The organism is Citricoccus sp. NPDC079358 (genome assembly GCF_040702545.1).
Lineage (GTDB): Bacteria > Actinomycetota > Actinomycetes > Actinomycetales > Micrococcaceae > Citricoccus.
The window spans coordinates 245,980-269,001 of the sequence record NZ_JBFBLI010000003.1 but is presented as its reverse complement, the minus strand read 5'-3'; the positions used below and the strand labels follow the sequence as shown (position 1 = coordinate 269,001).

Here is a 23,022-nt window from a genome sequence, read left to right as displayed (position 1 = left end):
GCCGGTGAAGGAGAGACCATGACCACCGTGGCCAGCGGCGCGCCCACTCTCGACATGGACCCCTTCTCCGTCCCCTCACTGCAGGACCCGCACCCCGTCGAGGACGCGATCCGCGAGGCAGGCCCGATCGTTTGGCTCGAGTCCCACGGCATCTGGGCCACCGGGCGGGCGGACCTGGTCCAGGAGATCTTCCTGGACCAGGAGACCTTCATCTCCTCGCACGGCACCGGCCTGACGAACACCGCGCTGGAGGCGAACTGGCGCAAGCCGAGCGTGATCCTGGAACAGGACCAGCCGCAGCACACCGCCACGCGCAAGCTCATGAACTCCGTGCTCTCCCTCAAGGTCGTCAAGCAGCTCAAGGAGGACTTCCAGGCCGAGGCATTCGCCGTGGTGGACGAGGTCTGCGGCCGGGGCGAATTCGATGCCGTGACCGACCTCGCCGAGGCCTACCCACTGCGGGTGCTGCCGGACGCTGTCGGCCTGGCCCCCGAGGGGCGGCAGTATCTGTTGAAGTACGCCAACCTGAACTTCCAGGCCATGGGCCCTCGAGACGATGCACTCTACGAGGAGGCGGTGGTCCAGGCGGCCGAGGCCACGGAGTACGTGGAATGGCAGATGCGCCGCGAGAACCTGGACCAGACCAAGCTGGCCGGAAAGTTCTTCACCGCGGCGGACGAGGGTGCCATCACGGAGGAGACGGCCGGACTGCTGGTGCGGACCTTCCTCTCTGCCGGGTTGGACACCACCATGCTCGCGATCGGCAACGCCTTGCTGGCCCTGTCCCGCACCCCGGACGCCTGGTCCGCCCTCCGCGAGGACCCGTCCCTGGCCCGCACGGTCTTCGAGGAGACCCTGCGCTGCCATGCCCCGAGCCCCTACATCGGCCGGACCGTGGGCACGCGCACCGAACTCGGCGGCGTGGTGCTGGAACCAGAGCAGAAGATCATCAACTGCCTCTCCGCCGCCAACCGGGACCCGCGCCGCTGGACCGACCCGGAGGCCTTTGACATCACCCGCGACGTCCGCGGCCACTCGGCCTTCGGCTACGGCATCCACGCCTGCGTGGGCCAGATGATGGCCCGCATGGAGGCCGAATGCCTGCTGAAGGCCTTCGCCACCCGCGTGGACTCGTTCGAGGTCACGGCCGAGCCAGTGCGCAAACTCAACCACTGGCTGCGCGGCTACACCTCGATGCCGATGCGGGTGACGCTGAAGTAGTTGTCCACAGCCACCATGGTGATGAGTGCAGCCGATGCGCCTTCCGCCAACAGGCGGCGGGCATCATGACAGCTGCCGGCGGTTCAGCGTGGACACTGCGACGATCGACGCGATGAGTATGAGTACGCCGTAGCCGAGTGCGATGTGGTCGGGGGCGACCGACGCCGCCATTCGGCCGGCCACAAGACCGGGGACGGCCGCACCAGAATACGAGATGAGGTAGATGGTCGCCAAGAGTCCCGCTCGGTCGCCGGCCGAGACGCCGGCGAGCCCGGCGCGCATGCCGCCCGCGTTCGCGGCACCCTGCGCGATACCAGCGACGGGGCTGAGGAACAGGCCCACGGCGAGGACCACCAGCACTGCGGCGACCACCGAGTAGATCAGGATGCGCGGGGCCGGCTCGAACTCGACCAGCGTCCCCGACAGCAGGGCTCCGACGGGGATCGCGACGGGCCGGCGTCCGAGATGGTTCGACAAACGGCCCGTCGTGGCAGGCGGCGGGAGATGCCAGTGGTCGTGTTGAGGCTGCTCACGAGGTCGCGTCGGTGCTGCGGGTGAGGTGCTCGAACGCTGACACGTCGTCGGCGTCGGCCGCCCGAGGACAGCGTCGTACGCGTCGATCGTCGTCGACGACCGTTCGGCGGACCGGCCGCGGAAGTCCGTCCGGAACGATCCCGGCTCGACGACCACGACGCTCAGTCCGAAGGGCGCGACTTCCTTCCGTAGCGCTCCGGAGAGCCCCTCGAGCGCAGCCTTGGCTGCGGAGTACCAGCCCCCGCCTGGGATCGGGAAGCGCGCACCGACGGAGCTGACGTTGACGATGGTCCCGGAGGCGCGCCTCCTCATGCCGGGGAGGGCGGCCATGATGAGGGCGGCGGGCCCGAAGAAGTTCGTCGCGAAAAGGCGCTCGACGGCGGCCTCCTCGCCTTCCTCGACGGCGGCGGTGTAGCCGTATCCGGCGTTGTTGACGAGGACGTCGATGCCTCCGAAGCGGTTCTCGGCCGAGGATATCGCCACCTGCCGGGAGTCAGGGTCGGTGACATCGAGGGGGAAGACGACGACCTGATCGGGGTGCGCGGCGGCGAGGTCGGCGAGGGTCGAAGTGTTGCGGGCGGTCGCGATAACCTGATGCCCTGCTTCGGCGGCATGCTGGGCGAGGGCGCGGCCAAGTCCGCTCGAGGCGCCGGTGATGAACCACGTGCTCACGGGCCGGCTCCGTTGAAGTCGGTGGTGCGACTGATGTCGGCCCATGCGTCGATCTCATCGATGCGGCCTTGGAGCTCATCGCCGACGATGCTGATCGCGTCGGTACCGAGCAGCAGCCGGAAGGGGGCCTGGCCTGCGTACACGGTGTCGATGATGAGCTGGGCGGCGCGGTCGGGGTCGCCGGGCTGGGTGCCGTGGCTGGTGTCGTTCTCCCTGCGCCGTTTTCCGGCGGTGTCGGCGTAGTCGGTGATGACGGTGCGGGACTGCTTCAGCGACCGGCCGGAGAAGTCGGTTCGGAACGCGCCGGGCTCCAGCACCAGTACGCGGATGCCGAGCGGCTCGACCTCGCGACGCAAAGCGTCAGAGACACCTTCGAGGGCGGCCTTGGTGGCGGTGTAGTACCCGGAGGCCGGGTTGGATCGAGGCGCGCCGATGGAGGAGACATTGACGATGGCCCCGGACCGGCGGCCACGCATCTGGGGCAGCACCTGCTTGATCAGGTCGATGGGGCAGAAGAAGTTCGTGGCGAAGAGTTCGCCGACCTCGTCCACGGCGGCTTCCTCGACCGCCGCGCGATACCCGTGACCGGCGTTGTTCACCAGTACGTCAACGCCCCGAACCGAGAGGTCGCGACATCGACGGCGGCGACGACCTGAGCATGGTCACCAATTTCCAGCGGCACGGCGAGGGCCGTGTCCGGGTAGGCGGTGGTGAGGTCATGGAGGTGTTCGGTATTACGAGCGGTGACGACGGCGTTGTCACCGCGGTGGAGGACGGCGCGCGCGAGGGCGGCACCGAGGCCGCTGGATGCTCCGGTGATCAGCCAGGTGGTCATGAGAATGCTCCTTATGCGTGGGCGGTCGGATCAGTGCTGTGTCCGGGTGCGGTCGAGGTCTGCGCGGACAGAGGCAGGTTCATCCTCGAGAGCGAGATTGGCGACGTCGCCGGGGCCGTCGAGGGCGCCGTCCGGGTCGGCCGGCAACGCGGCGAACACCGGCCGGAGATCGTCCTGTTCGAGGCCCCGGGCGGCGACGAGTTCAAACGTCTTGTGGGCCGCGTCGGGGTTGGTCAGGCTGTCGACCAGGACGCGGGCGATCTGGCTGCGAGCGATAACGCCGTCGGCGGGGGTGCCCGTCTGGTGGCTGTCGCCCTGTCGGGGAGCGATGGCGAGCTGGTCGTCGTCGTTCATGTCGAACCAGCCGGGACGCACGATCGTGTATTCGTTGCCGCTGGCGCGCACCAGGCGTTCCCCGCGCCGCTTCCATGTCGAGCTGTCGCGCAGCGCGGTCACGCCGATGGTCGTCATCAGCGCGATCCGAACCGGTCGGCCGGCCAGCGCGTTGAGCACGCTGCGGCGCGGTCGGCGCTGCGGACGAGCGCGCGGACGCGGTGCCCACTCCGGAGGGCTTCGCCGACGACATGTCGGCCGATGCTGCCGGTGGAACCGACGACGAGGATGGTCAGTTGAGGATCGGTCGTGAGGTTTGCCTTTCGACGAGGCCGGCGGCTAGGAGCCACTGGTCAACGTCCGCACCGGCGTCGCGGAGTTCTTCGCCACGGATTGCCAGGCCGTCCCGGAGATCGGCACCGGTGTTCAGGTCGCGGTAGAAGTCTGCGGTGGAGCCGAGGCCGCTGACGGCGTAGGTCACGAACGGGTGGATCGGGATTCCGGTGAGATCGACTGCTTGGACGAAGGTCGCCATGATCATCGGCGGCTGCACGTTCCAGAGGGAACTACCTACGAGCACCGTGTTGTATACGGAAAGGTCGGGCAAGGCACCGGCGATGGCGGGGCGGGCGTCGTCATCCTGTTCGGCGGTGTTGCGGGCCACGGTGGGATCGTAGCGGTCAGAGTATGGTTCGGCCGCCTCAATGCGGTACACGTCGCAGTCGATCCGATCAGAGATCAACCCCGTCAGCACCTCAGTGTTTCCGGTGTCCAGCTCCCGGCGGCCTCCGTTCCAATAGTTCTCTCCTGTTCGAGAGAAATAGGCGACGAGTACGCGGCTGCCGGTGAAGGGTGCGGGCATGACGCTCCCAGGCGTGGGCGAGGCTGTTGATGAGGGTGGCCGCGTGCACGCGGCAAGACCGGCCAGGGCGAGCCCGGCGATCCCGCCGAGGAGGGCGCGGCGGGTGACGGTGCGGGAAGAGGTGGTGGAAAGGGTGATCATGGGTGGCAGTGGAGCGCAGCAGGAGCCGCACTCCACTGCACGTTACGCCTCGGGGATCGGGCGCCCGAAGGTTTCCAGCGTGATGTCCTCGGGCTCTGGTCCGCCGCGCTCACCGGTGTCCAGCGCGTCGATCTGGGCGATGTCGTCGGCCGTGACCTCAAAGTCGAACACGTCAAAGTTCTCGCCGATACGCTCCGGCTTAGTCGACTTGGGGATCACCTGGATGCCGTTCTGGATGTGCCAGCGGAGCATCACCTGCGCGGCCGACTTGCCGTACTTCTCGCCTATCGCGAGGATGACGGGCTCGTCGAAGCTGCGCTTGGCCGACTCGCGGTAGGACGTGATGCCTCCGATCGGCGACCACGCCTGGGTGAGGATGCCGTGTTCCCTGTCGAAGGCCTGCACCTCGGGCTGCTGGAAGTAGGGATGCACTTCGATCTGATTGACGGCGGGCACGATGTCGGTCTGCGCGAGAAGGTCGGTCAGGTGCTCGACCATGAAGTTACTGACGCCGATCGCGCGCACCTTCCCATCAGCCAGGAGCTTTTCCAACGCCTTGTAGGCGCCGACGGTTTTGTCGAATGCCGACGGCAGCGCCTGATGCAGGATCAGCAGGTCGATCTGATCGACCCCAAGCTTCGCCGCGCTCTTCTCGAACGCGTGCAGCGTCTCGTCGTAACCGTAGTCGCTGATCCAGACCTTCGTCTCGATGAAGATCTCGTCGCGGGGAACGCCCGATTCGCGGATGCCCTGGCCCACCTCACGCTCGTTGCCGTACGCGGCAGCGGTGTCGATGTGTCGGTACCCGGTCTGCAATGCGGCGACAACGGCGGCGACCGTCTCTTCAGGAGGAGTCTGGAAGACGCCGAGCCCGATCGCGGGGATCACGACATCGTTATTCAGGGTGATGGTGGAAGCAGTCATGTCTGCCACGCTACGTCCGACCGCGCCCGCGTGGGAGTCACCAGTGTTCACCCCCACCGCAAACACGAGTTCGTTGAAGGGGTGAATGCTGGTGACTCCCGGGACCGCCGCTTCGAGGTTTACCGTCGAGGCATGCACACCAGACATGAGGTACAGGAGTTCCTCACCGCACTGCGCGGACGCATCACCCCCGAGACGGCCGGCCTGACGGCGTTCGGTGGACAGCGGCGGGTACTAGGTCTGCGCCGCGAAGAAGTCGCGCAGCTCGCTGGAGTCAGCACCGCCTACTACACGCGCATGGAACGCGGCGATCTCAGCGGCGTGTCCGAAAGCGTCCTGTACGCCCTCGCCAACGCGCTCCAACTCAACGACGCCGAATCGCAGCACCTGTTCGACCTGGCACGCAACGCCACGGGCACGAACCGCAGACCAGACCGCAGCAAAACGGACACGCGCTTGTCGCCCCAGGTCGTCCAGCTCATGGAAACCATGAGGGACGTCCCTGTCGTCGCGTTGTCCAAGCTCGGCGACCCTGTGGGGTCCAACCGTCTCGGTCGGGCCCTCTTCCCGCATCTCTTCCCCGAGAACGCCGCGCCAGTCAACACCGCGCGCTACCTGTTCCTCGATCCGAGATCTCAATCGTTCTACCCCGATTGGGATGATGTGGCACGGGAATCCGTCTCGGCGATGCGACTTCTCGCCGGTCATGATCCCAGCGATCGACAACTCACCGCCCTCGTCGGGGAACTCGCGACTCGAAGCAGCGAGTTCCGCACGTGGTGGGGCAGCCACACCGTCCGCACCCATACCGCCGGCACCAAACGCATCGCCCATCCCGTCGTCGGCGAGCTGACCCTCAGCTACCAGACACTCACCCTCCCGTCCGCCCCCAAGATTCGGCTCGCGACCTACCTCGCGGAGGCAGGATCGCCATCCGCCGACGCCATCGATCTGCTCCGCAGCTGGACGGCCACCCCCGCTCCCGCCCAAGAACCACACACCGCCTGATCATCACTCGCAGAAGAAACCAACATGAGCAGTCAAAGCCCCCGCGTCGCGGTCATCACCGGCGCTTCCTCCGGCATCGGTGAGGCAACCCCCCGAGCCCTCCACGCCACCGGCTACCGCGTCGCCCTCCTCGCCCGCCGCACCGACCGTATCCAGGCGATCGCGAACGAGCTCGGCACCGGTGCTCTCGCCATCCCCGCCGACGTCACCGACGTCACCGACGTCACCGACGTCACCGACGTCACCGACGTCACCGACGTCACCGACCGAGACTCCCTCACCGCCGCCGCACAACAGCTGCACGATGAGATCGGCAACACCGACGTCCTGATCAACAACGCCGGCGTCATGCTCCTCGGCCCCTTCTCACCCGACCAGCGCGATGACTACCGACAGATGATTGACATCAACCTGCTCGGCGCGATCACCACCACTGAGGTCTTCCTCGATCAGCTCACCGCTTCCCCCGGCGGCGACATCGTCAACATCTCCTCCGTCGCCGGCCGCACCGCCCGCGCAGGCAACGGCGTCTACGCCGCCACCAAGTGGGGCATCAACGGATGGTCAGAATCCCTCAGACAAGAGCTTCTTCCCGATGTCCGCGTCACCCTCATCGAACCCGGCGTCGTAGCAACCGAACTCCCCAACCACATCACCCACAGCCACACCAAAACCGCGATCACCGACCTCTACGACAAAGCGACAGTCACCCCCGAAGACATCGCCGAAGTCATTGCTTACACCCTCTCCCGCCCCCGGCACCTGGCCATTAACGAGATCCTGCTCCGCCCCGCCGACCAAATCTGACCGACCCCGCCGATGTGTTTGGAACTGTAAGAAAAACGATGTGTGAGGGTCCGGCCTGATCCGAAGGGGGACGGCCGTGACTGACACACCCTTGATCGGACAGTACCGAGGCTGGGGCGGCCGAATCTCCTGCCAGCCAGCCTTCGCACCTTTCCCTCGGTCAGTATCGTTCCGGGCACACACTGAGGTGCTCCTGCTGACGGGAGTCGTCACGTCTGTGGCACTAGTGGCAAGCCGCGCAGCCATGTCCCCAGGCTAATCAGAGCACTCTACTGCCCGGGCCGCCGCGTCCAGCCACAGGTAGACAGCCCAGGCTCCCGGGTCCAGGTGCCCCTTGACGCGGTCCCCCGCGTAGCTGGAGCGGCCCCGGCGGGGGGCCATGTCCGCGGTGGTCTCGGCGCCGGTCCGGGCCGCGTCGGCAGCGGCGCGTAGGGCCACCGGCAGCGGTGCTGATCCGGCACCGGCGAGGGCCTCAGCCGCCGGGGCGAGGGCATCAAGCATGGTGCGGTCTCCCGGGCAGGCCCCGCCCAGATCCTGGATCCCGTGCTGGCCGGCGGCCAGCGCCCTGGCCCAGTCAGCGGATGCAGGCCGGTCGATGCCGGTCAGCGCCTCGGAGGCCTTCAGCAGGAAGACGGCATACAGCGGCCCCGAGGTGCCCCCGATGCTCTTGCGGACCACCGCGGAGACCCGCCGCAGCAGCAGGTCCGGACGGCACGGCAGGCTGACCTGTTCCTGGAGCACCGCGCGGGCGCCGCGGTCCAGGCTGTGGCCGAGGTCGCCGTCGCCCACCTGCTGGTCCATGGCCGTGAGCTCAGGCTCCGCGTCCTGCAACGCCCGCAGGACAGCCTCCAGCACCGTCCACCAACGTCCGGCGAGCGCCGGACCCTCCAGGCCGAACGCCTCGGCCGGCGGCGCCGCCAGGAACGGCTCGGTATTCACCCGGCCGGAGAGGGCAGGCCACGCCGACGTCTGCGCCGGCGCATCCAGAAGGTCCAGCAGGCCGTCGTCCACGGCCAGGAGGGACACGGACACGCCTTCCATCTCCATGGCCGTCAAGAAGGTGCCGGACCACGCCCGCACCACGTCGAGCCCACGCTCCTGCAACCAGGTCAGGGCGGCGTCGGCCACCAGGGAGACCTCCATCACCGAGCTGCCGCCCAGGTTGTTGACCAGCAGGGCGACCCGGCCGGCGTCGGGAATCCGGTCCACGGCCAGGCAGGCTGACAGCAACCGGTCCACGGTCCCACGGGCGGACGCCAGGGCAGAGCGCTGCACCCCCTGCTCCCCATGGATTCCCAGGCCCCACTCGACCTCATCCTCACCGAGCTCGAAGCTCGGGCTGCCGGCGGCCGGTACCGTGCACGAGCCCAGGGCCACGCCCATGGTGGCGAGGGAATCCGCCGCGGACTGCGCCGCTCGTGCCGCAGCATCCAGGTCCTGGCCCGCAGCCGCCGCGGCCCCGGCGATCTTGTGCACCAACACCGTGCCGGCGATCCCGCGATGCCCTGCGTGGTCACTGGACCCGGCGAGGGCGACGTCATCCGCCACCACGACCATCCGGACGTCGATGCCGTCCGCGCGGGCCAATTCCGCAGCCAATCCGAAGTTCAGCCGGTCACCCGTGTAGCTCTTCACGATCAGCAGCACCCCGGCCCCGGAGTCCACCGCACGGATGCCGGCCAGGATGTCGTCCACCGAGGGGGAGGTGAAGACCTCACCCGAGACCGCTCCGGTCAGCATCCCGGCTCCCACGAAACCGGCGTGCGCGGGCTCATGGCCGGCGCCGCCACCGGAGAGGACCGCCACCCGGCCACGCTCGGAGGCCCGGTCTTCCACCACCGTGCGGGAGCCCTCCAGCAGCCGCAGGCCCGGGTTCATCCGCACCAGTCCAGTCAGGGATTCGACCACGACGTTGCGCGGGTCGTTGATGAGCTTCTTCATGCTGTCCTTCGTCTCTGGATTGGTCACTACTGATGGTTTGATGGGCCTCATGACGTCCGCCGCCGAACCGATCCGCACCCGACTCAAGCACACGATCGACCGGGAGACCTTCCCCCCGGCCTACCTGTCCCTCGTGGACAACGCCCACGTGTGGGGCGGATCGCGCCTCTACAACGAGCGGTTCGGGGTCACCTCGCCGGACTTCGCCATCCTGTCCACGCTGTCCAACCGCCCGGGATGCCAGGCCGTGGACATCTCGGAGCAGGTAGCCCTGGACAAGTCGGTGGTCAGCCGGCGGCTCCAGCGCCTGCGGGACAAGGGACTCATCTGCTGGGAGCAGGAGGGTTCCCGCCGCCGGTTGTTCCTGACTCCCCAGGGCGCCGAGGTCCACGATGCGGTGCTGCCCGTGGCCCTGGAGCGCGCCGAGCTGATGGTGCAGGGCTTCTCCACGGAAGAACGTGCGGTGCTGCAGTCCTTCCTGCGGCGGATGTACGAGAACATTCCCCTGATGAACAACCCACCCTCACTCGACAACTCCTGAAGCGCTACGTCACAGATTTTTTGGTACTTGTCGAATCGTATGTGAGATGCGACACTCGTTGCAATTGCAACTCGGAAAGTGACTCTCCCGGTCATGTTCCGCCGGACCCCGTCCGGATCACCCAAGGCAGGTACCCATGAACAGACTTCGCGCCACCCTCGCCACCGCGGCCGCCTCCATGCTGGTGCTGACCGGCTGCGGCAGCGGCACCACCTCCGGTGCCGCCACCTCGGAGGGGGCCACAGCGGGCGCCGGCTCCGCTGCGGCCTCCACCGCCTCCGGCCCCGCGGCCGACGGCGAGCTGCAGACCGTTCGCGTGGCGGCCGTCCCCGTGGTGGACGTGGCTGCCATCTACCTCGGCGAGGAGAAGGGCTTCTTCGCCGAGAAGGGCATGACGATCGACATCCAATTCACCACCGGAAGCTCGATCTCCATCCCCGCCCTGCTGCAGGACCAGTACGACATGGTCTACACCGGTAGCGTCAACGCCTTCCAGGCCCGTGAGAAGGGGCTTCCGGTGATCGCCGTGGCCGAGGGCGGCCGCACCACCGGCGAGCCCGGCGCCGACCACGGCGGCATCGTGGTCCCCGAGGGTTCGGAGATCCAGGATGCCGGCGACCTCGAGGGCAAGTCCGTGGCCGTCAACGCGGTCAAGGGGCTCCACGAGGCGGCCATCCGGCAGTCCGTGAAGAAGGCCGGCGGAGACCCGGATGAGGTGAATTTCCTCGAGCTGGCCCTGCCGGACATGCAGCCGGCCCTGGAGCGTGGCTCCGTGGACGCCATCTCCACCTCGGAGCCGTTCCTCGGCAATGCCAAGGAGGCCGGACATCGCCTGATCGCCGACCCCTACATCGACGTGGACCCGGAGTTCGTCACGGCCGTCTACCTGACCTCGGAACAGAAGTGGGCCCAGGACCCGCAGTTCGTCCAGGACTTTGTGGAGGTCGTCAAGAAGTCCCAGGAGTACGCCACTGAGCACCCGGAGGAGTTCCGGACCGAGCTGTCCAACTTCACGGAGATCGATCCGGAGACGGCCAAGACCATGATCCTCACGAAGTTCGGCTGGGGCTTCCCCGAGCAGGCCATGCAGCGCGGGGCGCAGGCCGCGCAGGAGGCCGGCATCGTCGAGGATGCCGAGGCCGGCCTGGACGGCCTCGTGGTGGACGTCCTGCAGTAGACCGGGAGCACCACCAGCCCCCACACGGCGGGCCGCCCGACCGGATCCTGCCGATCCGATCGGACGGCCCGCCGTCGTTCCTGGGGTGCGTTCGCGCCTACGCCGCGGTCAGCCGCAGCGGCAGGCTGTCCCAGCCCCGCAGGGTGTTGTTGAGTTGAAGTCGGGCCTCTCCGACGACCTCGATGGAGGCGACCTTGCGGGCCAGCGCCCCGAGCAGGCATTCGCCCTCGAGCCGGGCCATGATCTGGCCGACGCAGGAGTGGATGCCGAAGCCGAAGCCCACGTGGCCGGAGGCCTGGCGGCTGATGTCAAAGGTGTCCGGATCCTTCCAGTGGCGCGGATCCCGGTTCGCGGCGGCCAGGAACATCAGGATCTTGGATCCCTCAGGCAGATGCACACCGGACACCTCGGTGTCCTCATTCACCGTGCGGAAGAAGGTCTGGACGGGAGCCACGTAGCGGACGGTCTCATCGAAGGCCGCCCGGGCCTTGGACGGATCCTGGCGCAACGCGGCCCACTGTTCCGGATTCTCGGCCAGCTCACGCAGCGCGGCACCGATGCCATGGACGGTCGTGTCCACGCCAGCGGTCAGGAAGGACCGCAGCAACCGCGCCGACTCGTCCTCGTCCAACCCCGCTTCGGCGGCCTTCTCATGCAGGGTCGCACCGAACCGCCCGGGCTTCGGGGTACCCACCACGCACTGCTCGACGATCCATGGAGCCGCCTGGCCTCCGGTCTCCATGGCCCGATCGTAGAGGTGGTTCTGAGGGCCGAAGGCATTGAACGCCATGTTGCCGTAGGGCAGCAGGTTCTCCCGCCCGCTCTCGGACAGGCCGATGAAGTCCGGGAAGACGGACAGCGGGTAGGCGGCGGCCAGCTCGGCCACCCCGTCGATCTCCACCGTCGAGCCCTCGGCGAAGAGCTCGTCCACCATGCGGTTGGCGGTGTCCTGGAACTCCTCCCGAATCTGGCGCATCGTCTTGGGGTTGAACACCGAGGTCGCCACCTTGCGGGCCTGGGCGTGCTGGGGCGGGTCCGCCTCCAACAACAGCGACGGCGGCCGCCAGGGCTTCTCCTTCTGGTAGTCCGAGAGCCCCACACCGCGCCCGGACACGAAGATCTCGTGGTTCTGCAGCACGTGGACCACCTCGTCGTACCGAGCCACCGCATAGACGCCGTAGTGGGGCAGCCAGGCGACAGGCCCGGCCTCCCGCAGGGCCTCATGCAGGGGATAGGGATCGGTCAGCGTTTCATCCGAGAACGGGTCGAGGTCGACCACCGGGACGCCGGCGGGGGCGGGAGGAGTCGCGAGGGGCGGGGCAGGGCGCTCTCCGTGGGGGCTCACCTGGGTCTGGATGGCGGCGGTGCCAGTCATGAGGGCTTCTCCTGTCAGTTGGTGTAGGCCGTGCCCTGGACGTCCAGGGCCTCGTCGATCAGGTCGTATTCGAGCATCAGGTCGGCGCCCTGCTGGAGCTTCTCGAGGTCCAGCTCGGCGGAGAACACGGGCAGCTCGATCTCCTGCACCACCTCAGCGGTGACCGTGGTGAACTCCGGCACCAGCGCACTGAAGGCCTCACGGTTGCCGTCGAGGTCCTCCATCGATGAGGACAGGGCCGAACGCAGCCCGTCGATGACCTCGGGATGGGCGTCGGCGTACTCGCGGGTGGTGATCCATCCGGCCACGGGCATCTCCTCGGCCGGTCCCGCGAACAGGTTGCCGATCTTCACCAGCCCCTCCTTCTCGGAGACGGCCTGGAACGGCTCGACCTGCCAGACGGCATCCACGTTGCCGTTCTGCACGGCGGCGGCCATGTCCGGGTACGGCATCTCCATCACCTCGACATCGGCCGGCGAGAGTCCGGCCTCCTCGAGCTGGGCATAGAGGGCCACCGTGCCGATGTTCTGCAGGTTGTTCACCGCGAAGCTCTTGCCCTTCAGGTCGGCGATCTCCTCGATGCCAGACTCCGGGTCCACGTAGATGCCGTGATCGTCAGCGCCGACGTCGTTGCCGGCGATCAGGACGATGGGCAGCCCCTGCTGGGCGGCGAGCAGGGCCGAGGTGTAGTTGGCGTAGGTGACGTCGACATTGCCGGAGGCCAGGGCCGGGATGGCCGCCGCGCCACCCTGGGTCTGGGTCAGCTCGGCATCGATGCCGGCGTCCTCGAGGTACCCCTGCTCATCGGCATTAACCAAGGTGGAGGTGTGCACGAGGGGGAAGTAGCCGATGTTGACGGACTCCAGCTCGCCCGAGCCCTCCCCAGCGGCGGAGGACGATCCGGCGGCGTCCGCTTCGGCGCTGCTGGGTGCGCCGGAACCACAGGCGGTCAGGGTCAGGGCGGCCATGGACAAGACGCCGGCGGCCAGCAGGCTGCGGCGTCGGGCGGCCAGGAGTTTTCGTGTGGGCATCGTGGTCTCCTTGGTTGACGGGGGTGCCTTCGACTATGAGTCATGTCACACTGTTCCCGTCGCAGTTCTCCCTCTGAAAGGAAACGCATGGCCAGAACGTCCGCGGGCCGCTCCTCACTGAGCCGTGCGGTGGACCTGTTGGATGCCTTCGACTCCAACTCGGTGTTCCTCACCGCCACGGACATCGCGCAGCGCACCGGCAGCCCCGTTTCCACCACCCACCGCCTGTTGGGAGAACTCACCTCGCTGGGCCTGCTCGAACGCGCCCCGGACCGGACGTACCGACTCGGGGCGAGGATCTGGGAATGGTCGGCGCGCTCCCCCGGTGCCGCCGGCCTGCGGGCCGCGGCCCTGCCCCACCTGCAGAAGGTCCATCATGCCGTCCGGCAGCATGCCCAGATCGGGATCCTCTCGGGCCGCGACGTCCTGTTCATCGAACGCCTCTCCGCGCCGGACGCCGTCGTGAATTACTCGGTGATCGGCCAGCGGTTGCCCGCACTGGCCTCCTCGTCCGGTCTCGTCCAGCTCGCGTGGCTGCCGGAGCGGGAGCAGGAGGCCGCCCTGGCCGGTGGGCTGCAGCAGTTCACCTCGATGACCGTGACGGACCCGGCCCAGATCCGCCGCCGCCTCGCCGAGATCCGCCGCACCGGTCACGTCGTCAATGATGGCTTCCTGCACACCGCCGCACGCGGCATCGCGGTGCCGCTGCGTGGGCATCAGGATGACTTGCTGGGCGCACTCTCCGTCATCGTCCCCAACGATGCCGCTCCCGCCCTGCCCTACGTCACCCTCCTGCAGACCGCCGCCGCGGCGATCGCCCGGGACTACGCGGCCCTGACCAGTGGGCGCGATGTCCACCGTTCTTAGCGTGGTGTTCACCGGGCGCTCTCCTGCGCGTTGACGGCGACCGATGAACTGTCCAGGTCACGGTGGGGAAACCCCGCCGCTCATCACTCGCGCCTGGCCTCCGCACGGACAGGCGCCCCAGGCCTGAACATCGGAGCCCCCAACATGCAGCGCAAGCTACCCGCGGCCGCCCTGGCCGGACTCATGACCATCGGCTTCCTGGCAACCCCCGCCACCGCCACCACCACCCCCGAGCCCGCCGGGCCCACCCAGCCCGGCGCTGAGTGCACCGCGGCGAACTTCGCCGACAACCAGGCCGGCTCGCAGTACTTCGACTACGTCCGCTGGATGCAGTGCTCCGGCATCACCACCGGCTACGCGGACAACACCTACCGCAAGGGCGCCGACATCGACCGCGGCGAGTCCATGGCCTTCGTCTACCGCTACCTCAACGCGGACTTCACCCCCGGCGAGGCCACCTTCCCCGACGCCCCGGCCGGCTCCACCCACTTCGAGGCATCGAGTGGGGCGCCGCCGAGGAGATCACCACCGGCTATGCCGACGGGACCTTCCAGCCCCACCGTCCCGTGGAACGCGGCGAGTTCGCCTCCTTCCTCTACCGCGCCCTCGACCCCACCACCGACCCCGAAACCGACGTGAGCTTCCCGGACGTGGCCGAGTCCAACACCCACCACGACGCCATCATCTGGCTCGCCTCCGAGGACATCTCCACCGGGTACAAGGACGGGACCTTCAAGGCCAAGGACCCCATCACCCGCGGCGAGGTCGCCGCCCTCATGAGCCGCCTCGACGGCGTCATCAACCCCGAGGAGCCGGAGGCTCCGGAACCGGAGATGCCCGCCGGCGAGCCGGTCCTGCTGACCGATCCGTTCCTGCAGGTCCCCGAGGTCGGCCAGACCAACGTCGCGTGGTTCACCGAGCTCGAGGGCAGCCAGCACTGGGTCATCACCGGTGATGTCTACGGCCTGACCGCCGAAGATCTCGCGCCCACCGTGGACAAGGCCACCAACTCCCGCTCCGGAGTCTTCCAGTCCGAGGCGAACAACACACAGTTCACCGTGACCAAGGCCGAGTCCATGCAGATGTCCCGCACTGCTGAGGACGCCGATTCGGTGCTGTCCGACGCCCCGGCCGAAGAGGACGGCATCGTGTCCCGGGACATCTTCCGCCACGAGGCCACCGTGACCGGGCTGGAGGACGCCGGCGAGGTCGACTACCGCGTTGTCTCCATCCTGGACGGCGAGCCGGTCCTCTCGGACACGTTCTCCCTCGAGGACGCGAAGACCGCCGAGGAGGACGCCAACATCCTGTTGACCTCGGACCACCAGGCCAAGAACAACACCCCGGCCAACCTCGAGTGGGCCGAGACGGTCATCGGTGACATCGACGCCGTCTTCATGGCCGGCGACCTGGCCAACGTCCCGGACCGCGCCTCCGAGTGGTTCGACTCGGAGAACGGCCTGGCCTTCTTCCGCGGGCTGCAGGGCAACGCCGGCTTCGAGGCCCCGAACGGCGAGACGTACGACGGCGGCGAGATCCTGCAGCATGCCCCGCTCTACACGGCCATCGGTAACCACGAGGTCCAGGGCCGGGTCGACGGCATGAACTCCCTGGACGAGTCCTTCAACTCCCCGGTGCCGCGCGAGGTGGCCGAGGCTGAGTACGAGAAGGTCGCAGTAGAGGTCAACCCGGACGGCCACGCCGAGGTCAAGGAGCAGTGGATCGAGGACAACTCCTTCTCCACCACCACCTACGAGGAGCTCTTCACGCTGCCCGAGTCCGAGTCCGGCGGCGAGACGTACTACGCCACCACCGTGGGCAACACCCGCTTGATCTCGCTCTACTCCACGCGCATCTGGCGCTCCGGCACCGCCGAGTCCGATCCGGCGGCGCGTCAGGCCGCCTCGCGCTTCCAGGAGGCCGCGGACACGCTGGACGACCCGATGTCCCAGGGCCACGGCTCATTCATCTTCGAGACCCTGGCCGTGGACTCGGACCAGTACCGCTGGCTGCAGGACGAGCTGGCCTCGGACGCCACCACCGAGGCCGAGAACGTGGTCGTCATGATGCACGAGGGCCCGCAGGGCCTGGGTGACAACGTGACCCCCGCCTTCGCCGAACCGACGAAGATCGAGGAGAAGGACGCCGAGGGCAACGTCACCGGCATCCGCTACGAGTACGAGGCGGAGAACAACAAGCTCCTCACCGACCTCACTCCGCTGATTGACGCCGAGGGCACCTCCGTGGACCTGGTGTTCAACGGCCACTCCCACCTGTGGAACCGCTTCGAGTCCGAGAACGGCGTGAACTACCTGGAGACCTCCAACGTGGGCAACTCCTACGGCGCCTACCACGAGCTCTCCGGCGACTCCCGCCCGGTGCCGGGTGCCCCGTGGAACGCGGACAATTACGTGGAGCAGGGCAGCCCGGGCGGCCTCGAGCCGATCGTTCCGTCCGAGCGTCCGTTCGCGTCCCTGGTGGACCCGGACCAGGATGCCCCGTACGTGGCCTCCAACGACTACAGCATCTTCACCAACCTGGACGCCCAGGCCGGCTCGGTGACCTCGTTCATCCTGGACACCAAGAACCCGGACGCGCAGCCGGAGGTCCTGGACGTGTTCATGCTCGACTGATCCGGTGATGTGACAGCATCAAGGGCCGCCGGTGTCTTCGGACATCGGCGGCCCTTGCCTTATTCCATGGCGTAGCTTGTCCTGGTGAGGCACCCGAAGAACCCCCAGATGCCCGACGGCGGCGCACCCCAGCGCGTACCCGTCTCCATCGCGCTGGCCTCCTTCACCTCCAGCGTGGACCGTTTCGCGGTCAGCCCGCTGCTGGTGTTCCTGGCCGTGGACCTGGGCGCCTCCCTGGACGAGGCGGTGGCCGTGGCCGGGGTGTACTTCCTCGCCTACGGATTCACGCAGCCGCTCTGGGGCGGCCTCTCGGACCGCTTCGGGCGGATGCGGATGATGCGGATCGCCCTGGCCGGGTCCGTGGTGTTCGGCCTGCTCTCCGCGATCGCGCCCACCCTGCCGCTGCTCATGGTCTTCCGCAGCCTGACCGGCGCCTGCTTCGGCGGGATCATCCCCACCGCCATCACCTTCATCGGGGACACCGTGCCCCCACTGCGCCGCCAGGCCGCACTGGCGGACAACATGGCGGCCATCGCGGTGGGGACGGCGATCGCGACGGCCGCGGCCGGCGTCGTGGGCGAGACCGTGGGTTGGCGGCTGATGTTCGCCCTCCCGCCGGTGCTGGCCGTCGGCTGCATCGCGGCCCTGTGGACCACCGCCGAGCCCCCGCTGCCCGCCCGGCGGCCCCTCCTGGGGGCCTTCGCCGAGGCGCTGCGGCACCGATGGATGCTTGCGGTGATCTGGTTGGTGTTCGTGGAGGGGGCCGTGGTGCTGGGGTTGCTGACCCTGCTGGCCCCGGCACTGCAGGACCAAGGACTGGACGCGTCCGTGGCGGGTCTGGCCGTTGCCGCGTACGGGGTGTCAACACTGGCGTGCAGCCGGCTGGTCCGGCCCATCCTCCGCCGGCTGTCCGTCCCGGCGACCATGGCCCTCGGCGGGGCGGGCATGGTGGCCGGCTACGCCGCCGTCGCCGTCCACGTCTCGGTGCCGACGGTCGCCTTCGCGGCCGCCGCGCTGGGCTGGACGTGGGCCCTGCTGCACACCTCGCTGCAAGTCTGGGCCACGGACGTGCTGCCGGGGCTGCGCGGGACCGCCGTCGCCCTGTTCGCCGCCTCCCTGTTCGCCGGCAGTTCGGTGGGCACCCTGGTGGCGGGTCCCCTCGCCGACGCCGGCCAGTGGGCCTGGCTGTTCAGCGCCACGGCCGCGGTGGCCGCGGTGCTGGTGGGGCTGGTGGTGGTGGCGCAACGGCGCTACCTCGCCGCAGGGCGCCCCTGACGCTGGTTTAGCGCGACTGAACCGCGGCGGGAGTCTCCTCCCGCACCTCAGGCCGGGACTCATCACGGTTCTCGTCTGCCTTGGCAGGGATCTTGGCCGGGGCGGCCCCCGCCGAGATGATCGACATGCTTCCCGTGGCCAGGGGTTCGGATTCGACCGAGCGCTCGATCCGGGTGGCCAGGGGCTTCTGCTTGATGAACATCAACAGGATCGCAGCAACCAGGCCCAAGGGAGCTATCCACAGGAAGATCGGGGTCAGTGCGTCGCTGTAGGCGGTGATCACCGTGTCATGGAGCGGATCCGGCAGTCCGGCGATGACATCTGGGGTCAAGGACTCGGCGCTGCCCATCTGCCCGGCCCCATCAGCGGGGAGGCGCTCGGTGAACAGGTTGGCCAAGCGGGCGGCGAACAGGCTGCCGACCAGGGAGGAGCCCAGGGTGGCCCCGATCTGGCGGAAATAGTTGTTCGAGGCGGTGGCGGTCCCGACCATGGAGATCGGGAAGGTGTTCTGCACGACCAGCACCAGGATCTGCATGGACAGGCCCAGGCCGATACCGAGCAGGCCCAGGTAGGTGCAGGCCAGCCACACCGGCTGATGCGGATCCATCAGGGACAGCAGCCCCATGGAGATCGCGATGATGAAGGCACCGACCACCGGGTACCACTTGTACTTGCCGTACTTGGAGACCAGCTGCCCCGAGACAGTCGAGGTGATGAGCATGGCGCCCATCATCGGGATCATCATCAGCCCGGCCACGGAGGCCTCCAGGCCGAAGGACATCTGCAGGTAGGTGGGCATGTAGCCCAGGGCACCGAACATCGCGACGCCGATGAACAGTCCGGAGATGGTGGTCAGCACGAAGTTGCGCTCCCGGAACAGGGTCATCGGGATCAGCGGCTCCGCGGTGCGACGCTCCACCAGCACGAAGCCGACGGCGGCCAGCACAAACAGCGCGGCGAGGCCCAGGATGATCGGGTCGGTCCAGGCATAGGTCCCGCCGCCCCACGTGGTCACCAGGACCATGGCGGTGGTGGCCACGGCGATCAGTGCCATGCCGCCCCAGTCCAGGGTCGGGCGGCCCTGGGTGTTGCGGGGCAACTTGAGGAACACGATGGCGGCCAGTAGGGCCACCACGCCGATCGGGAGGTTGATCCAGAAGGCCCATCGCCAGCCGGGACCGTCCGTGAACCAGCCGCCGAGCAGGGGGCCGATCACCGAGGAGAGGGCGAAGACGCCGCCCATGATGCCCATGTACTTGCCGCGCTCGCGGGCCGGAACCACGTCCGCGATGGCCGCTTGGGACAGGATCATCAGACCGCCGCCGCCGAGGCCCTGAATCACGCGAGCCACGATCAGAGTGCCCATGTCCGGGGCCAGGCCGCCGACCACCGAACCGGCCATGAACACGGAGATGGCGAAGATCAGCAGTGGCTTGCGGCCGATCTGGTCACCGAGCTTGCCATAGATGGGCATGGCGATGGTGGTGGCCAGGATGAAGGCGGTGATGACCCAGACCATGCTGGACACTCCGTTGAGCTCACCGACGATGGTGGGCAGAGCCGTGGAGAAGACCGTCTGGTTCAGGGAGGCCAGCAGCATGGCCAGCATCAGGCCGATGAACAACGGGACGAGCGTTCCTTTCGGAATCGCAGAGCCGGACGTGGCCGGGGGTGTGGCCGGGCCGGCGTCGGACACGGTCTTTTGGACCGGTGCGGCGGGGGCGGATGCGGACCCCTTGAGAGCATCCTCGGGGTGGTGGGTCATGAAAGCTTCCTGTAGAGGTCCTGGTAGAGGTCAAGGGCGTCGTCCACGGAGGACTGTGCGAGATACCCGCCGGCCGCGCCACGGGTCACGATGAGATAGCGCAGCGGGACGCCGGCCGCCATGGTGAGCATGCGGGCTGCCTGCTCCACGCTGTGGCCGTTGAGTCCGCCGGACCAGGCCGGATGGTCGGCCATGGCCGTGGCGATCATCTGATAGACGAGGTCCTCGCCCTGCATCATCATTTCCCGGCGCCGCAACAGCAGGTGCGGGAACTTCTCGAAGAGTTTGCTCCGCCGGTCGGCATCCCCCTCCGCGTACGTGCTCCGGCCGACGGTCAGCAGGAGTTCCGTGGTGCGGTGGATGAGCCCCTCTTCATCGAGGAAGTCCTCGGGGAGCTCAGGTGCACTGGGCGGCATCACGCCGAGAATGGCGTCTTCCTTGGTGGGGAAGTAGTTGAAGAACGTTCGCTGGGAGATTCCAGCCTCGCTGGCAATGGCCTCGACGGTGACGTGCTTGGTGTCGTCATCGAGGGCGAGCTCTGCGGCAGCGTCATGGATGGCGTGCCAGGTCTCGGTCTTCTTGCGCTCGCGAAGGGACGTCGAAGCAGGGGTATCCGTGGGGGGCATGGCTATATTTTTGCACAACTGCACTTATTGCGCAACTGCAAAATTGCAGTGATGCAGCTCACTGCGGGCCGCCGCTCAGTAGCCGCGAGCCCACTTGCACCCCTCCCCCGCGTGGCGTGGACTGGTCCCATGACCACCCCTTCTACCGGATCGCCGACGTCGGACACCACCGTGGTCGGCGACGTCACCCGGGCCACGGGCCGGGTCCCGGTGATTGCCCTGACGGGCCACCTCGGCGCAGGGAAGACGAGCCTGCTCAACCACCTGCTGCTCCGGCCCGGGGCCCGCCTCGGCGTGGTGGTCAATGACTTCGGGCAGCTCAACGTGGACGCGGCCTTCGTCACCGGCCACGTGGACGTGGCCGCATCTATCTCCGGCGGCTGCCTCTGCTGCCTGGAGGACGCAGGCGGCCTGGACCAGGCCCTCGAACGGCTGGCCCAGCCGAAGCTCAGGCTCGATGCGATCCTCGTGGAAGCCAGCGGCGTCGCCGATCCGATCACCGTGGCGCGCCTGATCCACCACAGCGAAGCGGCGCGGATCCGGCCGGGCGGCGTGATCGAGGTGATCGACGCCATCGAGCACTTCAACACCGTGGACACCTGGTCGGACCCGCCGTCCAGGTACCAGGCGGCCACGCTCGTGGTGATCGGCAAGACGGACCTGCTGCCGGTGGAGGACCGCGAACGGGCGGTCGCGCGCATCACCGGACGCATCAGGGAGCGCAATCCAGTGGTGACCGTGGTGGTGGCCCGTCAGGGTCGGATCGATCCGGCCCTCGCCTTCGATACCGCCGAGGACGAGGACCCCTCCGACCAGCTCCCGATCGCCCAGCTGATGCGGGAGGCCACCCACGGCCACGGCGACCATGCGCATGCACGATCCGCCTCGGTGGCACTGGCGGGGCCCGTCTCGCCCAGCGCCCTGATCGACCTGCTGGAGCGCCCACCCGCCGGTGCATACCGGATCAAGGGACGGGTGAGGGTGCTCGGCCCCCGCGGCGAACACGGCTACGCCGTGAACCTGGTGGGGCCCATGGTCAACATCGCCCCGCTGCCGGAGCCGCCCGCGGCCGGCGAACTCGTCGCCATCGGCATGCGGATGGACCCGGCGGCCGCCCAGCGCAGCCTTGACGCCACCGCAGCCGCCCCGGCGCAGCGCTCGGACACAGCAGGACTGCGGCGCCTGGCTCGCTACCGACGGCTCAGCGGCTGACGCCACCGGAGGACCGGCGAGCCGAGCGGTACGCCCTCACGGCCTCGCGCGAGAGGGGGTTCTCGCGTTCGCGGTCCGGCCTACCGCCCGTGCAGGGCGTTCAGCTGGCCCGCAGCCGATTCGACGGCCTCGTCCACGGAGGGCTCCTGCCCGCCCGACTGCGCCGCCTCCTGGTCCGCTTGCTCTTCGGCCAACCGCCGGACCTCGGCGATGTCCAGGCCGGTGACCTGGTCCAGCAGATCGTTCAGCGCCGAGCCGGGCAGGGCTCCGGCCTGGGAGAAGACCAGCACGCCGCCACGGAAGGCCATCAGCGTGGGGATGGACGTAATGCCGGCCATCGCGGCCAGCTGCTGCTCGGCCTCGGTGTCCACCTTGGCGAACACCACGTCAGGGTGCTGCTCGGAGGCGGCCTCGAATACGGGGGCGAACTGGCGGCACGGGCCGCACCACGCGGCCCAGAAGTCAACGAGGACGGTGTCATTCTCGGCAACGGTGGTGCCGAAGGTGTCTACGGTGAGGTCAACGGTGGCCATGGGGCTCCTGTCAGGAGAGGGGTCGGGATCTACACCCCTCAACCCGTCCGACCCTGCCTGCTATTCCTGGGCGCGCGCCAGCTCGGTCAGCAGCCGGGCCAGCTCGGCCTGGTCGGGCTGGGACAGCACTGAGAAATAGTCGCCGGCCTCCCGGCGCCGGGCCTCGCGGACCTCTTCCCGCAGACCGACGCCGGCCTCGGACAGGCTGATGCGCGTGGCCCGGCGGTCCGCGGGGTCGGGGCGACGCTCCACGAGCCCCTTGGCCTCGAGCTGGTCGATGACCTCGGTGGCCGAGCGCGGGGCGATCCGCAGGCGGTCGGCGATGTCCTTCAGGCGCAGCCCCTCCTCAACATGCCGACCCGCTTCCTGGCAACGGCGGTGGTCAGCACACGCACCGTGACCATCCGGCCCGTGCCCGTGGGCACCGCCCGCCACGGCCTGCAGGGCCCGGAACTGATACGGCGTCAGGTCGAAGGGGGCCAGCTGATGACTCCACCGGTGACGCAGCCGGCGGAAGGCGGCGTGCATGAGGTCGCCCAGATCCGGGGTCTCAGCCGTGGGGCCGCCAGCAGTCATGCCCCTCATCCTACGCGATTATTGACGCTCAACCTCTTAGTGAGGTAACCTCTCTATATCGGGTTCGAGCGCCAGCCTCACCCGTTTCGCCGGGAACGCCCGCCCGAACAGCCGGCACCCCGAGCCCCACGAC

At 68.3% G+C, this 23,022-nt stretch carries 22 protein-coding genes and 1 pseudogene; 10 read left to right on the top strand and 13 right to left on the bottom strand.

What is annotated here, in order from left to right; genetic code table 11:
- Positions 1-18 precede the first annotated feature (18 nt).
- Positions 19-1,221 carry a cytochrome P450 gene (locus AB0333_RS05970; protein WP_366217774.1) on the top strand — a complete coding sequence of 401 codons (1,203 nt, stop codon included), beginning with the start codon at positions 19-21 and terminating at the stop codon, positions 1,219-1,221.
- Positions 1,222-1,284: 63 nt separating this feature from the next.
- On the opposite strand, the gene AB0333_RS05965 is transcribed toward AB0333_RS05970, so the two are convergent.
- The 6 genes and pseudogenes from AB0333_RS05965 to AB0333_RS05940 form a co-directional block, all read right to left on the bottom strand.
- Positions 1,285-2,427: an SDR family NAD(P)-dependent oxidoreductase gene (locus tag AB0333_RS05965; RefSeq protein ID WP_366217773.1), complete on the bottom strand. Its 1,143-nt coding sequence runs from the start codon at positions 2,425-2,427 to the stop codon at positions 1,285-1,287.
- Positions 2,424-3,262 (bottom strand): annotated as a pseudogene (locus AB0333_RS05960) (oxidoreductase). The gene AB0333_RS05965 and the pseudogene AB0333_RS05960 overlap by 4 nt, the downstream one beginning before the upstream one ends.
- Before the next feature lie 30 nt (positions 3,263-3,292).
- Positions 3,293-3,733 (bottom strand): NAD(P)H-binding protein, encoded by a 441-nt coding sequence (locus AB0333_RS05955; protein WP_366217772.1) that lies wholly within the window; start codon positions 3,731-3,733, stop codon positions 3,293-3,295.
- Complete coding sequence (locus tag AB0333_RS05950) at positions 3,733-3,945, bottom strand: NmrA family NAD(P)-binding protein (protein ID WP_366217771.1); 213 nt, start codon at positions 3,943-3,945, stop codon at positions 3,733-3,735. Before AB0333_RS05950 ends, AB0333_RS05955 begins: the two co-directional genes overlap by 1 nt.
- Positions 3,888-4,598, bottom strand: a complete 711-nt coding sequence (locus tag AB0333_RS05945; protein WP_366217770.1) for a flavodoxin — start codon at positions 4,596-4,598, stop codon at positions 3,888-3,890. The genes AB0333_RS05950 and AB0333_RS05945 overlap by 58 nt, the downstream gene beginning before the upstream one ends.
- A 42-nt stretch (positions 4,599-4,640) precedes the next feature.
- Complete coding sequence (locus tag AB0333_RS05940; protein WP_366217769.1) at positions 4,641-5,522, bottom strand: aldo/keto reductase; 882 nt, start codon at positions 5,520-5,522, stop codon at positions 4,641-4,643.
- Positions 5,523-5,654: 132 nt separating this feature from the next.
- On the opposite strand from AB0333_RS05940, the gene AB0333_RS05935 reads away from it, so the two are divergent.
- Together AB0333_RS05935 and AB0333_RS05930 are read left to right on the top strand one after the other, a co-directional pair.
- The gene (locus tag AB0333_RS05935; RefSeq protein WP_115932604.1) at positions 5,655-6,530 is read left to right on the top strand and encodes a helix-turn-helix transcriptional regulator; all 876 of its coding nucleotides are present in this window, start codon (positions 5,655-5,657) and stop codon (positions 6,528-6,530) included.
- Positions 6,531-6,554: 24 nt separating this feature from the next.
- On the top strand, positions 6,555-7,337 hold the full coding sequence (locus tag AB0333_RS05930) for an SDR family oxidoreductase (RefSeq protein ID WP_366217768.1): 783 nt from the start codon (positions 6,555-6,557) through the stop codon (positions 7,335-7,337).
- Positions 7,338-7,592: 255 nt separating this feature from the next.
- On the opposite strand, the gene AB0333_RS05925 is transcribed toward AB0333_RS05930, so the two are convergent.
- Positions 7,593-9,278, bottom strand: coding sequence for a dihydroxyacetone kinase family protein (locus AB0333_RS05925; RefSeq protein WP_366217767.1), 1,686 nt, complete (start codon positions 9,276-9,278; stop codon positions 7,593-7,595).
- 49 nt (positions 9,279-9,327) lie between these two features.
- Between AB0333_RS05925 and AB0333_RS05920 the strand changes: the two genes are divergently transcribed.
- Positions 9,328-9,819 carry a MarR family transcriptional regulator gene (locus tag AB0333_RS05920; RefSeq protein ID WP_366217766.1) on the top strand — a complete coding sequence of 164 codons (492 nt, stop codon included), beginning with the start codon at positions 9,328-9,330 and terminating at the stop codon, positions 9,817-9,819.
- Between the two features lie 136 nt (positions 9,820-9,955).
- Positions 9,956-10,996, top strand: a complete 1,041-nt coding sequence (locus tag AB0333_RS05915; RefSeq protein ID WP_115932601.1) for an ABC transporter substrate-binding protein — start codon at positions 9,956-9,958, stop codon at positions 10,994-10,996.
- Between the two features lie 97 nt (positions 10,997-11,093).
- On the opposite strand, the gene AB0333_RS05910 is transcribed toward AB0333_RS05915, so the two are convergent.
- Together AB0333_RS05910 and AB0333_RS05905 are read right to left on the bottom strand one after the other, a co-directional pair.
- Positions 11,094-12,371: a cytochrome P450 gene (locus AB0333_RS05910; protein WP_115932600.1), complete on the bottom strand. Its 1,278-nt coding sequence runs from the start codon at positions 12,369-12,371 to the stop codon at positions 11,094-11,096.
- A 14-nt stretch (positions 12,372-12,385) separates the two neighbouring features.
- Positions 12,386-13,402 carry an ABC transporter substrate-binding protein gene (locus tag AB0333_RS05905; RefSeq protein WP_366217765.1) on the bottom strand — a complete coding sequence of 339 codons (1,017 nt, stop codon included), beginning with the start codon at positions 13,400-13,402 and terminating at the stop codon, positions 12,386-12,388.
- 87 nt (positions 13,403-13,489) lie between these two features.
- On the opposite strand from AB0333_RS05905, the gene AB0333_RS05900 reads away from it, so the two are divergent.
- The 4 genes from AB0333_RS05900 to AB0333_RS05885 all read left to right on the top strand — a co-directional run bounded on the left by AB0333_RS05900 (position 13,490) and on the right by AB0333_RS05885 (position 18,177).
- Positions 13,490-14,269, top strand: coding sequence for an IclR family transcriptional regulator (locus AB0333_RS05900; RefSeq protein WP_170144601.1), 780 nt, complete (start codon positions 13,490-13,492; stop codon positions 14,267-14,269).
- 144 nt (positions 14,270-14,413) lie between these two features.
- Positions 14,414-14,908 carry a hypothetical protein gene (locus AB0333_RS05895; RefSeq protein WP_366217839.1) on the top strand — a complete coding sequence of 165 codons (495 nt, stop codon included), beginning with the start codon at positions 14,414-14,416 and terminating at the stop codon, positions 14,906-14,908.
- The gene (locus AB0333_RS05890; RefSeq protein ID WP_366217834.1) at positions 14,791-16,902 is read left to right on the top strand and encodes an S-layer homology domain-containing protein; all 2,112 of its coding nucleotides are present in this window, start codon (positions 14,791-14,793) and stop codon (positions 16,900-16,902) included. Before AB0333_RS05895 ends, AB0333_RS05890 begins: the two co-directional genes overlap by 118 nt.
- 84 nt (positions 16,903-16,986) lie before the next feature.
- The gene (locus AB0333_RS05885; protein ID WP_366217764.1) at positions 16,987-18,177 is read left to right on the top strand and encodes an MFS transporter; all 1,191 of its coding nucleotides are present in this window, start codon (positions 16,987-16,989) and stop codon (positions 18,175-18,177) included.
- Between the two features lie 7 nt (positions 18,178-18,184).
- On the opposite strand, the gene AB0333_RS05880 is transcribed toward AB0333_RS05885, so the two are convergent.
- Both AB0333_RS05880 and AB0333_RS05875 read right to left on the bottom strand, forming a co-directional pair.
- Positions 18,185-19,942: an MDR family MFS transporter gene (locus AB0333_RS05880; RefSeq protein WP_366217763.1), complete on the bottom strand. Its 1,758-nt coding sequence runs from the start codon at positions 19,940-19,942 to the stop codon at positions 18,185-18,187.
- Positions 19,939-20,568 (bottom strand): helix-turn-helix domain-containing protein, encoded by a 630-nt coding sequence (locus tag AB0333_RS05875; protein WP_366217762.1) that lies wholly within the window; start codon positions 20,566-20,568, stop codon positions 19,939-19,941. The genes AB0333_RS05880 and AB0333_RS05875 overlap by 4 nt, the downstream gene beginning before the upstream one ends.
- 129 nt (positions 20,569-20,697) lie before the next feature.
- Here AB0333_RS05875 and AB0333_RS05870 point away from each other — a divergent pair, with 129 nt between their 5' ends.
- Positions 20,698-21,780, top strand: coding sequence for a GTP-binding protein (locus tag AB0333_RS05870; protein WP_366217761.1), 1,083 nt, complete (start codon positions 20,698-20,700; stop codon positions 21,778-21,780).
- An 80-nt stretch (positions 21,781-21,860) separates the two neighbouring features.
- Here AB0333_RS05870 and trxA read toward each other — a convergent pair whose 3' ends face one another.
- Together trxA and AB0333_RS05860 are read right to left on the bottom strand one after the other, a co-directional pair.
- Positions 21,861-22,313 (bottom strand): thioredoxin, encoded by a 453-nt coding sequence (trxA, locus tag AB0333_RS05865; RefSeq protein WP_366217760.1) that lies wholly within the window; start codon positions 22,311-22,313, stop codon positions 21,861-21,863.
- Positions 22,314-22,373: 60 nt separating this feature from the next.
- On the bottom strand, positions 22,374-22,889 hold the full coding sequence (locus AB0333_RS05860; RefSeq protein ID WP_115932592.1) for a MarR family transcriptional regulator: 516 nt from the start codon (positions 22,887-22,889) through the stop codon (positions 22,374-22,376).
- Positions 22,890-23,022: the final 133 nt, after the last annotated feature.